Consider the following 13,538-nt stretch of genomic DNA (forward strand, 5'->3'; position numbering starts at 1 on the left):
CCACACAGAATAGACTGGCGATATATTGTCGAAAAAAAATGCACTGCCAATCACGCGCGAACAGGATTTCGCTGCTTGGTATCAATCCGTCATCACCGAAGCTGACCTTGCCGAAGAATCCGGCGTACGCGGCTGCATGGTCATGCGGCCATGGGGCTATGGCATATGGGAACGTGTGCAACAGCTTTTGGATATACGGATCAAAGAAACGGGGCATGAAAACTGCTATTTCCCGCTCTTCATTCCTCTAAGTTATTTTGCCAAAGAAGCCGAGCATGTGGACGGTTTTGCCAAGGAAATGGCTGTTGTCACGCATCACAGACTGAAATCTGATGGTGGCGATCTGGTCGTTGATCCCGACGCAAAGCTGGAAGAACCACTTGTGGTGCGTCCGACATCGGAAACGGTGATAGGCGCTGCTTTTTCACGCTGGCTGCAAAGCTGGCGCGACCTGCCGATCATGATCAACCAGTGGGCCAATGTGGTGCGCTGGGAAATGCGCACGCGTATGTTTCTGCGCACGAGCGAGTTCCTGTGGCAGGAAGGGCATACAGCGCATGCGACGAAGGAAGAAGCGGTTGAAGAAACGCTCACCATCCTGAAAATGTACCGCGACTTTTCCGAAGAAGTGCTCTGCATGCCGGTTGTTGCGGGTGAAAAGCCTGAAAATGAACGCTTTCCGGGCGCGGATGCCACTTATTCGATTGAAGCGATGATGCAGGATGGCAAGGCGTTACAGGCTGGTACATCGCATTATTTGGGGCAGAATTTCAGTAAGGCGCAAAATATTCGGTATCAGGACCGCGAAGGTGAGTTTCAGCATGCCTATACCACCAGCTGGGGGGTATCAACGCGCCTGATAGGCGGGGTCATCATGACGCATGGTGATGATGATGGTCTACGTGTACCGCCGCAAATTGCACCTTATCAGATTGTGATTGTGCCGATGTTGCGTGACAAGCCCGAAGATGATGCATTGGTTGAATATTGCGCGAGTATAGCAAAAGCTCTGAAGCAGCAGACGGCTTTTGGTGAAAAACTGCGTGTGCAGCTCGACAAGAAACCCGGTAAGGCATCAAATAAACGCTGGTCATGGATTAAAAAGGGCGCGCCGATCATATTGGAAATTGGCGGACGTGATGCCGCGGGTGAACAGGTGACCGTTATCCGGCGCGATGCACTTTATCAGGAAAATGGTAAACTCGACGCCAATGCCATAGGTTGGCAGGATTTTGCCGAAGCCGCACCGCAACTGCTTATGGAAATACAGGATAGGCTGCACCGTGAAGCACGGGAAAGGCTCGAGACGAATATCAATTCGGATATTAAGAGTTTTGATGAATTATCTGAATTCTATAAGAAAGATAAACATGCCGGATGGGTGAAAGTGGCATGGTCGAAACCTACAGGCAACGGGCTTGAGCAGATTATCGATAAGCTCAAATCGCTGAAACTTACCATGCGCAATACACCTGAAGATGGCGGTCAGCCAGATGAACCATGCTTCTTCACAGGTGATACGGCAGCCGAATATATTCTTATTGGTCGTGCATATTAAGTGGCGCGCCCTGTAAAACCGAAGCGCAAGGCGGCCAAGGGAAAAGGGCTTCCCACGGCAAAGCAGGTGATGGAGTTTATCACATCGTCCAGCGAGCCTGCAGGTAAGCGTGAAATTGCCCGCCATTTCGGCTTGAAGGGGCAGCAGAAGATAGCGCTCAAAGCGCTGCTGAAGGATATGGCGGATGAGGGCCTGATTGATAGTAACAAAGGCAGGGCGTTCCATAAAATGGGCGGCATTCCGCGCGTCACGGTGCTGAAGATCATTGAAATTGACGGTAATCAACCCATTGCAGTACCGGATAATTGGCAGGCAGATAATGCTGTACCGCCGCGTCTTCGCGTGATTGAACGTGGCCGCGGCGCGGCTCTGGCTGTGGGCGATCGCATATTGGCACGCACCGAAGAAGCCGGAAATGGCTGGACTGCGCATCCGATGAAAAAGCTTTCTCGTGCATCGGAAGCCTTAATGGGCGTGGTTGAAGAACGTGAGGGCGGAAAATTGTGGCTGGCGCCAGTGGACAAGAAAGTCCGCTACAGCACACCGATCAAAGACCCGGGCGAAGCACAGCCGGGCGATCTGGTGCTGGCTGAAAAATCAGGTAGCCGCGACCGTGTGACGGCCTCTGTGAGCGAAGTTTTGGGCGATCCGCTCGCTCCGCGCTCGTTCAGCCTGATTGCGCTTAACAAATACGATATCCCGATAGAGTTTCCCGGTGCTGTACTGAAAGAAGCGGAAATCTCTGCCAAATTACCGATTGAAGGCGATTACCGCGAAGATCTGCGTGACCTACCGATCATCGCCATCGACCCTGCCGATGCACGCGATCATGATGATGCAATCTGGGCTCAACCCGATGACAGTCCCGATAACCCAGGCGGTTTCCGGGCAGTTATCGCCATTGCTGATGTCAGCTTTTATGTCCGCCCGGGCGGTGAGATTGACCGGTCGGCGCGTAAGCGCGGCAATAGCGTCTATTTCCCCGATCGCGTGGTACCAATGTTGCCTGAAATCCTTTCTGCGGACGTATGTTCGCTGAAACAGGGGCAGGATAGGGCGGCTATGACCTGCCATATCGTCATCAATGCAAAAGGGCAGGTGACGTCATGGCGTTTCAGCCGTGCAATCGTACAGTTATCCGCCAATATTGCCTATGAAGATGCACAGGCGCAATATGACGCGATGGACAGCGCATTTGCGAAAGAAGTGCTGAAACCACTCTGGGACTGCTGGAAATTACTGTTGAAAGCACGCCACGCACGCGATCCGCTTGAATTGGATTTGGCCGAACGCCGAGTTGTTCTTGATGAGGATGGCAATATTGAAAGCGTGGCGGCGCGTGAGCGGCTCGATGCGCACCGGCTTGTCGAAGACTATATGATCGCGGCAAATGTAGCGGCGGCCAAAGCACTGGAAGCAAAGAAAGCTCCGACCGTCTACCGCGTCCATGAAGTACCAAGCCGTGAAAAGTTGATTGCGCTTAAGGATTTTCTGACCAGCCTTGATATCAAATTTGCGCTGGGGCAGGTTGTGCGACCATCCGTTTTCAACCACATTATGGACAAAGTGGATGATGAAGAGAAAAAACCGCTGGTAACACAACAGGTGCTGCGCAGTCAGACACAGGCCTATTACACACCGCGTAACCAAGGGCATTTTGGTCTTGCCTTGGGCAGCTATGCGCATTTCACCAGCCCGATCCGTCGTTATGCCGACCTGTTGGTGCATCGCGCCCTGGTCGATGCTTATAGGCTTGAAGGACCGAAGCCGACGAACAGCGATATTCCGGCTAAATCCGGTCTTAGCGAAGCAGACCGCGGTAACCTTGACGGTATTACCGAACGTATTAGCGGCTTTGAACGCCGGGCGATGAAGGCTGAGTGGGAGACCATTGACCGTTATGTCGCCGCCTATCTCGCCAAAAGCATTGGTGAAATACACACTGTACGTATTACCGGCGTGCAAGATTTCGGCTTTTTTGTAACGGTGGATGATATTGGGGGTGACGGGTTGGTGCCGGCCCGTTCGCTGGGTGATGAATATTTCATATATGACGCCGGTGCACAGACGCTGACCGGGGAGCATAGCCGGGAAAGTTATTATGTCGGCCGCAAACTGGACATGCGTCTGGTTGAAGCCAACCCGATATCAGGTGCACTGAAATTTGAACTTCCCGAAGGTGGTAGCAGCGGCAATAATGGTGGTAACCGTAGGGACCGGCGCGGGCGCGGTGGCAGACCGCCATCCGGCAAACATAAGCGCAGCACCAAAAACAAGGGCAAACATCGCACCGGGAAGCGTGGCCGCCCTGCTAATATAAAGCATAAGGGCCGGTAAAGAATTTGTTTGTCTTTAAACGACTTGGAAAATTCTGACGGTATCATATCTCTACCATGCGGAGGCGAAAGCTTATCAAGGAGATACAATATGTCCCATACACTGCCCGGAACACCTGTTCCTGACCTCAAAATCCCGCTTGTCGGAGGCGGCGCGTTTGATCTGTCACAAAGCAAGCCGGAAAACTTCACGTTACTATTGTTCTATCGCGGATTACATTGCCCGGTCTGCAAAGGTCAATTGCGTGATTTACAGAATAACCTCGATGCTTTGGCAGAGCGCGGCGTAAATGCGGTTGCAATCAGTATGGATAACGAAGAACGAGCCACAAAGGCGCAGCAGGACTGGGGTGTGGACAGGCTCGCCATTGGACATAGCCTGAGCGAAGTGGAGGCGCGTAGTTTTGGGCTGTTCTTGTCAAATGGCATTAATGACAATGAACCCGAGCTATTTTCCGAACCCGGCCTATTTCTTGTACGCCCGGACGGCACTCTCTATTTTGGCAGCATTCAGACCATGCCGTTTACGCGGCCATCGCTGAAAGAACTGATGATGGGCATAGATTATGCGCTGGAGCATGATTATCCGGCGCGCGGTGAAGTTGCAGCCCAATAAAAAGGCGCTGACTTAACTTAGCCGGTCAATATCCTCGTTCTCAAGTGATCCTGGGATAACCATGACGGGGCAGGGGAGAGCGCCTGCCTCGCTTCCGGCAAAATGTGCCACCAATGGCCCTGGCGAACCCGTAGCGGCTGCGCCCAGTACCAGCGCGGACACTTCGTTATGTTCAGCTAGAAACTCTTTTACATTGGAAACAGCGTCGCCCTGCCGGATAGACATGGCGGGGCGTACGCCTGATTCATCGAATAATGTGCCTGCCGCGCTGGCCACCAGTGCTTCTGCTCTGTCTTTGGATTCGGCTTCTATGGTCGCCTGTACACCGCCCCAGGCAAGGAAGTCCTCTTTCGGAATCAGTGCCAGCACATGCACCGCGCCGCCGGTTTTTTGTGCGCGCCGTGATGCGAAACGCAGCGCCTTGCGCGCTTCCGCCGTTTCGTCGACAATCACCAGATAAATACGCATATTATATCCCCATTGCTATGCGAAATGCCCTTAAAATGAAGACTGCGCTATTTTTTGGACCTGTGCAAGCCCATTGCCCCTTGACCCTACGGCGATAAGGGTATCAATAGGGATGAAATACGAATTGCCTTGCAGGAGCACTGTTTTCACATGCCAATTTCACTGAAAATGCCCGCGCTTTCCCCCACCATGGAAGAAGGAACACTGGCCAAGTGGCTGGTCAAGGAGGGCGATGAAGTGTCTTCGGGGGATTTGCTAGCGGAAATCGAGACTGACAAAGCCACGATGGAGTTCGAAGCAGTCGATGAAGGTACGATTGCCAAAATCCTGATAGCCGAAGGTACAGACAATGTGAAGGTCGGCGAGGTTATAGCCGTTATAGCCGAAGAAGGTGAGAGCGCCGAAGATGCCGCAAATGTGGTCGATAGTGACGCCGGTGCAGCATCTGAGCCTGTTACGGCAGAAGAGCCCGCTGCACCTGCAGCCGCGCCAGAACCAACACCGGCTCCAACGCCAGCGCAACCCGCTGCATCGGGAGGCCGCGTCAAGGCCAGCCCATTGGCGCGGCGGATTGCCGGACAAAATGGTGTAGACCTTTCCGGCATCACTGGCACTGGCCCCGGCGGACGGATTATCAAAGCAGATGTTGAAGGCAAAAGTGCAAGCACGCCAGCGCCGAGCGCAGCGGCCGATACATCGGCGCCTGCCGCGACGTCTGCGTTTGAAACCACAATCCCGCACGAGATCGAAAAACTCAGCAATATGCGCAAGACAATTGCGCGCCGCCTGACCGAAGCGAAGCAGACTATTCCGCATATTTACCTGACCGTCGATATCCAGCTGGATGCACTGCTAAAGCTGCGCAGTGAGCTTAATGCTGCACTTGCACCACGCGAGATCAAACTGTCGGTCAATGATATGCTGATCAAAGCACTGGCCATGGCGCTCACACAGACGCCGAAATGCAATGTATCCTTTGCGGGCGATCAGTTGATCAGCTACCAGCGCGCCGATATTTCGGTGGCGGTCAGCATTCCGAATGGCCTGATTACGCCGATTATCGAAGGCGCTGACAGCAAATCACTTTCTGCCATTGCCGTGGAAATGAAGGAGCTTGCGGGCCGCGCCAAGGAAGGCAAGCTGCAACCGCATGAATATCAGGGCGGCACGGCGAGCATTTCCAATATGGGTATGTTCGGCATTAAGCAGTTTGACGCGGTCATCAATCCGCCGCAAGGCATGATCCTGGCAGTCGGCGCAGGCGAGAAGCGTCCGCATGTGATTGATGACAGCCTGCAGATTGCCACCATCATGAGCGCGACCGGCAGCTTCGACCACCGCGCCATCGACGGCGCAGACGGTGCCCAGCTCATGAAAACGCTCAAAGAGCTGGTGGAGAACCCTTTGGGGTTGGTAGCTTAAATATAATAATTTAATAACTTAAGAGGCGTATATGGCTAACTCATACGATCTAATCGTTCTTGGCTCCGGCCCTGGCGGCTATGTGGCCGCAATACGCGCGGCGCAATTGGGCCTTAAAACCGCGATTGTAGAGCGTGAAAATCTGGGCGGGATTTGCCTCAACTGGGGTTGTATTCCGACCAAAGCGCTGCTGCGTTCGGCGGAGATTTTTCATTTTATGCAGCATGCCAGGGATTATGGCCTTGCTGCAGAGAAGATCAGCGCTGATCTGGAAGCTGTCGTCAAACGCTCGCGCGGGGTGGCGAAACAGCTCAACCAGGGTGTCACGCACCTGATGAAAAAGAACAAGATTGCTGTGTATATGGGCGATGGCAAGCTTATGGGTAAAGGCAAACTCTCCGTCACAAAGGACGGTAAGACAGAGGAGCTGACCGCCAAGGATATCATTATCGCCACGGGCGCGCGGGCCCGTGACCTGCCGTTTGCGCCTGCCGATGGCAAGCGTATCTGGACATACCGCACAGCCATGACACCGCCGGAAATGCCCAAAAAGCTGCTGGTCATTGGCTCCGGCGCGATCGGTATCGAGTTTGCGAGCTTTTATAATGACATGGGCTGCGATGTAACCGTGGTTGAAATGATGGACCGGATTGTGCCCGTTGAGGATGCCGAAGTGTCCGCTTTCCTTGAAAAGTCACTCAAAAAGCAAGGCATGACCATCCATATTTCTGCAGGTCTTGAGAAGCTGGAAAATACCGGTAAAGGCGTAAAAGCCGCGATCAAGGGCAAGGATGGCAAGGCCACATCTACCGAATTCACCCATGCCATTGTCGCTATCGGCATTGTCCCCAATACCGAAGATATCGGGTTGGAAGCACTCGGCATCAAAACCGATCGCGGGCATATTGTTACCAATGGCATGTGCCAGACGAGTGCCGCGAATATCTATGCGATTGGCGATGTGACGCAGCCACCATGGCTGGCGCACAAGGCAAGCCATGAGGGCGTGATTGCAGTCGAAGCGATCGCCGGCGGCCATCCGCACGAGATGGACCCTCTCAATATCCCGGGCTGTACCTATTGCCACCCGCAAATCGCCTCTGTCGGCCTTACGGAGGCCAAAGCGAAAGAAGCGGGCTATGAGCTGAAAGTCGGCAATTTCCCCTTCATTGGCAATGGCAAGGCGATTGCACTTGGCGAAGCGGAAGGCTTCATCAAGACCGTATTTGACGCTAAGACTGGCGAACTGCTTGGCGCGCATATGATCGGCGCCGAAGTCACCGAACTGATCCAGGGCTACACTGTTGGCAAAACGCTGGAAACAACTGAGGAAGAACTCGGCAACACCGTCTTCCCGCATCCGACATTAAGCGAAATGATGCACGAAAGCGTACTCAGCGCTTACGGGAAGGCATTACATATCTAAAAAGAAGGAGGCGATATGGCCAAAGGCACACATGATTTTACGCCGAATGATCGTAACCAGTCGGTATTAATCAATGTAAATGGTGATATTGTTCCGCGCGCGGACGCCGTGGTGTCTGTGTTCGACAGTGGATTCATGCTGGGCGACGGTGTGTGGGAAGGGCTGCGCGTCCATAAGGGCCGCATTGCGTTTCTGGACGCGCATATGGACCGTTTGTGGGAAGGCGCCAAAGCCATCGACATGGATGTCGGCATATCGTGCGCGACGATGGTGAAGCGGCTATACGATACGCTGACCGCCAATGGTATGGATGGCGATACAGATGGCGTGCACATCCGCTTGATGGTGACGCGCGGCATCCGCTCGACACCCTATCAGGACCCGCGTGTGGTGATATCGGACGCGACTATTGTCATCATTCCGGAATATAAAGACCCGCTACCCGTCATGATTGAAAGTGGGGTGACGTTGTTCACCGTGCATGTGCGCCGCGGTGACCCCGCAGTACAGGACCCGAAGCTTAACAGCCATTCCAAGCTCAACTGTATCACTGCCTGTATTCAGGCGGCAAAGGCAGGCGCGAACGAGGCGTTGATGCTCGACCCACAGGGTTTTGTCGCGACCTGCAACAGTACGCATTTCTTTATAGTCCGTAAGGGCGAAGTATGGACCTCGACAGGGGATTATTGCCTTGGCGGGATTACGCGGCGCAATGTCATCGAAATCTGCCGTGAAAATGACATTCCAGTGTTTGAGAAGAACTTCTCCCTGACCGATGTCTATGGCGCGGATGAAGCCTTTATCACCGGCACGTTTGCAGGCGTTGTACCCGCAACTGAAGTTGATGGCAGGGTGCTGACTAAGGGCAGGGGGCCGATGGTGGAACGCCTGCAGGAACTGTACAAGGCGCGGATCGAAAAAGACATCGCATCATGACACAACAGGGCATGACACAAAAAACAGTCCGCATTGCCATGTGGTCAGGGCCGCGCAATATCTCAACCGCAATGATGCGCAGTTTTGGTGCGCGTAAGGATACCTGTGTCAGCGATGAACCATTTTATGGTGCATACCTGAAGCAGACTGGCATCAAACAACCCATGTTCCGCGAAATTATTGAGGATATGGATTGCAACTGGCAAACAGTGCATGCCGCCATGAATGGCGCTTTGCCTGAAGGCGGCAAGTCTATATGGTATCAAAAACACATGCCATTTCAAATGACAGGTCCGTACTCGATCCTTGATTTTCCCAAGCATCGGCACGCTTTCCTGATCCGTGATCCAGCCTATGTCATTGCCAGCTATGCCGCCAAACGGATTGAGGTCAGTGCATCCGATCTAGGCTATGAAAAGCAGTGGGATTATGTCCAATATTGCTGTGACAGGGATGGCGAAGTTCCGGCTATTTTTGATTCAGTTGATATACTTGCAGAGCCCGAAGCAATGCTGTGCCTGCTATGCCAGAAACTGGGTATTCCATGGGATTCAGCCATGCTGAACTGGAAAGCTGGATATCGCGATACGGACGGTATCTGGGCAAGTCACTGGTATAACCAGGTTATCGAGACAACTGGCTTTTCCCCTGGCGTGAGCAAGCCGCCAGTGCTGGATAGCGCGCAGCAGAAGATCAATGCTGAATGCCAACCTTTCTATGAAAAAATGGCGCTTTTGAAAATGGCAGCGGCAGCTTGATCGGTTAGTCTTGGCAAATTGTGAAATTGCCGATAATGTGGTAACATCTCTCAGGATATAGTTTGTCTGGGGAACTTATGATGCACGTGTCACTGGTTTTGGCTCTTTTACTGACGTTTGTGCAGGGTGATACGTTTGATAAGGCACGCAAAGCCTATTCGAACTGCATAATTGACGCCATGCATGCGCAGCTGGAAAGCGAAGGCACCAAGGAAGTGTTTCAGACAGAAGCGAATGCGAAATGTACTGCACAACGCGCGAAATATCGCGAGGCGATCATCACGGAAGAGCTGAAATATGGAGCAAGCCGCAAGGAAGCTGAGGAATATGCGGACGAAGAAGCCGAAGGTTTGCTTGCTGGCTGGGTGGATGGGTTCAATGACTATAAAGCCACGAATACGCGACCCACGAAAGAAAGGTAGTACCGCCTTCGGCGAGTTTAAGCGTTTCGGTTAACAGGCGGCCTTTTGGTGCCTTCCATTCACATATTGAATGATATGATCGAAAACGGCCGGGTGCAGTGGGGCTATGAACATGGCTCCATAACGGTCGCCTTCAATCCATTTGATCTCTGCTTCCAGCGCTTCAAGCCCCGGGATCCTGAGATTAACTCGTGTACCGAGATTGAACTTGAACGGATGTTCCACCCGGAAACCGAGCTGTGAAATATCAGTCAGACGTGTCTTGTAATAGGAATATCCGAACTGCCTGATTTCCGCAGAAATCTCGACATCCGCACGGATCGCTGCCCGGCGGCTGGTAAATGGATCATCTTTTCGTCTGTCAATATGCAGCATTACGTGGTTCGTCCTGGAAATCTGGTCAGATTGATCTATGCTACAAAGACCCTAAAAAACTGTTACGCAATATCGATTTTTTATATTTTAATGTAAATATTGATAAATGGATTTATATATCCATACTGAAATGATTTCATATAAAATAAGTTCAGTTGAACATTTAGATTTTTTATATAATATATTGTAGAGTTCTCGTTTTTTCAAAAATTAACATGACGTCTATTTTATACAATCATTTCATAAAATTTACATTTATACACTTGTAAATAGAAGATTGGTATCAATTAAAAATATTATAATAATACATTGAAGAACCAACATCGGATCGCCGGTCGCATTTAGAGTTAATTTGGATTGCGGGCGATTTGAACATGCATTTATCTGACATATTGAAAATACGTTCCCAACCTGGAGCAGGTATTTCCATTGGTTTGACCAGAAAATGCCCTCTGAGCTGTGCTCATTGCTCTACAAATTCATCACTGCAAAGCGAAGAATATCCGGAAGACAGGTTCGTCCGTTTCGTTGGTACATTTTCTCCGCAGCACCACCCAGAAATCATGGCCCTTTCAGGCGGAGAAGCCCTTCTTCGGCCAAAACTGATAATGAAACTGGCAAAGATGGCGCGCAGGGCAGGAACAAGCAGCTCTGTATTGTCTGGACTGTTCTTTGCCAGACATCCAACAATACCCGCTAATATTGAACGTGCCATTCGTAGTGTTGATCACTTCTCCGTAAGTACGGACGCTTATCATGAGCAGGAAATCCATAGAGACCTGGTTTTGAAAACACTTGATACGGTGTTGTCTTATGGAACTGATGTCAGCGTACATCTGGTTGGAGCAAATGAAGATGATCCGTTCATTGCGGACGCTACTGCCGATATACAGCAACGTTTTGGGGATGACGTCCCCATTTTAGTCAACCTTCTGGAACCTTTTGGTAGGGCAAGGAAATGGTTTTCCAAAGCCGTACCAGAGGAGCAGGAGCAGATTAAGGCAAGCCCCTGCCATATGGCTGCATGGCCTGTCATGTCTTATGACGGTACAATCGTGGCTTGCGGTAACGATGATGTGATAGAAAAACTTCCTGATCACCTTGTTCTTGGTCATGCGATGACAGACAGCTGGCAAACAATTAGTGAAAGAAGCGCTTCATCATGCACATTACGTGCAATCCGGCTTTATGGACCGGAATTTACGGTGAACCGGTTTTCGAGCCAAAAACCTGACTGTACAGGATATTGTGACACTTGCATCAACATGCAGCCAACCCGCGACTTTGGCAAAAACCTGAATAAGCACATGACATCTCCTTCGATCCGTCTTCTGGAGGACACTGTGGCCGTCTTGCGTCTAGAGGCAGGTGCGGAGGCATTTGCTCGTTCAGAGGGTACAGCCAAATTTTCTGACCTGGTTTCATTGGGAAGGGATGGCTAATGCTTATAGAAAAAAATATTCATGGCAGGGCGATTCTCACCCATAGGGAACTCGAGGAAATCCGTCATACGGCAGACCGTTCGATGTTACTGTTCATTACCGACCGGTGTCCAGTCGGCTGTGCACATTGTTCAGTAGATTCGCGCATTGACAGCCCCAAAATCACTGACTTTGACCTGTTTGAGAGAATTGTCAGCTGGATAGCCAAAAAAGAACGCCTTGAGGTTGTGGCGATTTCAGGAGGAGAACCGTTTGTCGAGAAAAGGGCTTTGTTGCATGCCAGTGCCAGATTTCGTGACGCGAACAAGAAAATCGTTGTATTCACAAGTGGGGTATGGGCCAGTGCAAAACGTATTCCAGACTGGATAGACACAGTGTTGGGACGGGTGGATACAGTCTATCTAAGTACTGACGCATTCCATCAGGATGCAGTAGATGAAACAGCCTTTGCCCAAGCCGCTCAAACTGTGGTCAGTTCAAATTGCTGGTTAATAATTCAGGCACTGGATCAAGGCGAAGGAGAACAAAAAGCGGTTACATTGCTGCAGCGTGCTTTGGGGAATGATTACCGGCGCTTTGCTGAAATCAACATTACAAGGCCGCTGGACAATGGTCGCGGTGCAAATGTCTTTCACGTACCAAAAAGGCTTTCTCCGGAAGATATAGCGCCATGTCACCTGATACGAAATCCAATGATCAGATATGATGGTCGTGTTTCGGCCTGTTGTAACGAAGATGTCATCATGGGGTTGGGCCCTGACCAATTGCGGTGCAGTGGCAATGAAGACGTGCAATTTGATCAAGCCATTGCTGATTTCAACTCAAATCCGATGTTAAATGTCGTTGGTGGTATCGGTCTTGGTCTACTAACCCAACACCCTGCTTTTTCGGCACTTACGGATGGACGGATAGCGTCAACCTGCGATTTATGCTGGAAGGCCCTAGATATGTCGAAAACGGTATCGCGTGATGATCCGTTGCTCAACATCCTTGCAGCCTTGCCTGGAAAAGGGGAGGGACAATGAAGATGCAAAGCAGGACAAACCGCATTTGCAGCAAGCTGGATGTTGTTGCCCCATATATGTTTCAGCAGGCCAGTAAGATTTGGGAACATCCGGATTTTACAGCTGTCTATCTAGGCTATCTGGAAAAAATGCATTCTGTCGTCCGGTCCGCAGTATCTCTTATGGATTGCGCTATAGATAAGGCTCGGCAAAATTATGAAACCAACCATGCAATTGAATTATTTATAGAATATCTACTGCATCACCGCGAAGAAGAAAGAGGACATGATGTCTGGATTCTTGAAGATTACCATGTGGCAGGCGGTGACCCTGAGAACCTGAAATCCAAAATTCCCTCGGTGGAAGCGGCACATCTTGTTGGAGCCCAGTATTATTGGATCAATCACGCCCACCCCTTCTCAATCCTCGGGCACATGATGGCGCTTGAAGGATATCATCCTCCGCTCGGCTTTGCTCAGGGTCTGAGTGATAAATCTGGTCTGCCGATAGAAGCTTTTCGCGCCATCAAGCGGCATGAAAAACTGGATATTGCGCATAAACGGGAATTGTTCGAATTTATCGATAACCTCGAACTTACAGATAACCATGAAAAACTAATTACCATGAGCGGACTGCATACAATGCGCTGTGCTGCCGAACTGCTGGCAACGGTATCTCCGATCTCATGTGGGTCGCATAGCCAGGAAAGTTTCGAAAAGGGTATGCAATCAACATGATCCGGCACCCAAATGCCGGTAACATACAGGAGATGAAA

13 protein-coding genes are annotated in these 13,538 nt (G+C 51.1%); 11 read left to right on the plus strand and 2 right to left on the minus strand.

The annotated features are described in order from the left end of the window. Nucleotides 1-25: 25 nt before the first annotated feature. From proS to G6Q15_RS00940, 3 genes are all read left to right on the plus strand, one after another. On the plus strand, nt 26-1,558 hold the full coding sequence (gene proS / locus G6Q15_RS00930) for a proline--tRNA ligase (protein ID WP_164114610.1): 1,533 nt from the start codon (nt 26-28) through the stop codon (nt 1,556-1,558). Continuing rightward, on the plus strand, nt 1,559-3,895 hold the full coding sequence (gene rnr, locus G6Q15_RS00935) for a ribonuclease R (RefSeq protein WP_275897579.1): 2,337 nt from the start codon (nt 1,559-1,561) through the stop codon (nt 3,893-3,895). A gap of 90 nt (nt 3,896-3,985) precedes the next feature. Beyond that, nucleotides 3,986-4,510, plus strand: coding sequence for a peroxiredoxin-like family protein (locus G6Q15_RS00940; protein ID WP_164114612.1), 525 nt, complete (start codon nt 3,986-3,988; stop codon nt 4,508-4,510). A gap of 12 nt (nt 4,511-4,522) precedes the next feature. Here G6Q15_RS00940 and G6Q15_RS00945 read toward each other — a convergent pair whose 3' ends face one another. Further along, nucleotides 4,523-4,978, minus strand: a complete 456-nt coding sequence (locus tag G6Q15_RS00945; RefSeq protein ID WP_164114614.1) for a universal stress protein — start codon at nt 4,976-4,978, stop codon at nt 4,523-4,525. 150 nt (nt 4,979-5,128) lie between these two features. Here G6Q15_RS00945 and G6Q15_RS00950 point away from each other — a divergent pair, with 150 nt between their 5' ends. From G6Q15_RS00950 to G6Q15_RS00970, 5 genes are all read left to right on the plus strand, one after another. Next, a complete protein-coding gene (locus tag G6Q15_RS00950) occupies nt 5,129-6,400 on the plus strand; it encodes a pyruvate dehydrogenase complex dihydrolipoamide acetyltransferase (protein WP_164114615.1) in 1,272 nt (423 codons plus the stop codon). Nucleotides 6,401-6,431: 31 nt separating this feature from the next. Further along, a complete protein-coding gene (gene lpdA, locus G6Q15_RS00955; RefSeq protein WP_164114617.1) occupies nt 6,432-7,826 on the plus strand; it encodes a dihydrolipoyl dehydrogenase in 1,395 nt (464 codons plus the stop codon). Nucleotides 7,827-7,841: 15 nt separating this feature from the next. Next, entirely contained in the window at nt 7,842-8,762 is a 921-nt protein-coding gene (locus G6Q15_RS00960; protein ID WP_164114619.1) for an aminotransferase class IV, read from the plus strand. A gap of 11 nt (nt 8,763-8,773) precedes the next feature. Beyond that, on the plus strand, nt 8,774-9,520 hold the full coding sequence (locus tag G6Q15_RS00965; protein ID WP_240330683.1) for an HAD family hydrolase: 747 nt from the start codon (nt 8,774-8,776) through the stop codon (nt 9,518-9,520). A 62-nt stretch (nt 9,521-9,582) separates the two neighbouring features. Further along, nucleotides 9,583-9,942 carry a hypothetical protein gene (locus tag G6Q15_RS00970; RefSeq protein WP_164114621.1) on the plus strand — a complete coding sequence of 120 codons (360 nt, stop codon included), beginning with the start codon at nt 9,583-9,585 and terminating at the stop codon, nt 9,940-9,942. A gap of 30 nt (nt 9,943-9,972) precedes the next feature. Here G6Q15_RS00970 and G6Q15_RS00975 read toward each other — a convergent pair whose 3' ends face one another. Beyond that, complete coding sequence (locus G6Q15_RS00975) at nt 9,973-10,317, minus strand: PilZ domain-containing protein (protein ID WP_164114623.1); 345 nt, start codon at nt 10,315-10,317, stop codon at nt 9,973-9,975. Nucleotides 10,318-10,709: 392 nt separating this feature from the next. Here G6Q15_RS00975 and G6Q15_RS00980 point away from each other — a divergent pair, with 392 nt between their 5' ends. From G6Q15_RS00980 to G6Q15_RS00990, 3 genes are read left to right on the plus strand one after another with little or no spacing between them, the layout of a single operon-like run. Further along, nucleotides 10,710-11,759, plus strand: a complete 1,050-nt coding sequence (locus G6Q15_RS00980) for a radical SAM protein (RefSeq protein ID WP_164114625.1) — start codon at nt 10,710-10,712, stop codon at nt 11,757-11,759. Then, on the plus strand, nt 11,759-12,784 hold the full coding sequence (locus G6Q15_RS00985) for a radical SAM protein (RefSeq protein ID WP_164114628.1): 1,026 nt from the start codon (nt 11,759-11,761) through the stop codon (nt 12,782-12,784). Before G6Q15_RS00980 ends, G6Q15_RS00985 begins: the two co-directional genes overlap by 1 nt. Further along, complete coding sequence (locus tag G6Q15_RS00990) at nt 12,781-13,500, plus strand: iron-containing redox enzyme family protein (protein ID WP_164114630.1); 720 nt, start codon at nt 12,781-12,783, stop codon at nt 13,498-13,500. The genes G6Q15_RS00985 and G6Q15_RS00990 overlap by 4 nt, the downstream gene beginning before the upstream one ends. Nucleotides 13,501-13,538 lie beyond the last annotated feature (38 nt).

Origin of the sequence: Sphingorhabdus sp. Alg239-R122 (genome assembly GCF_900537065.1) — a bacterium.
Taxonomy (GTDB): Bacteria; Pseudomonadota; Alphaproteobacteria; order Sphingomonadales; family Sphingomonadaceae; genus Alg239-R122.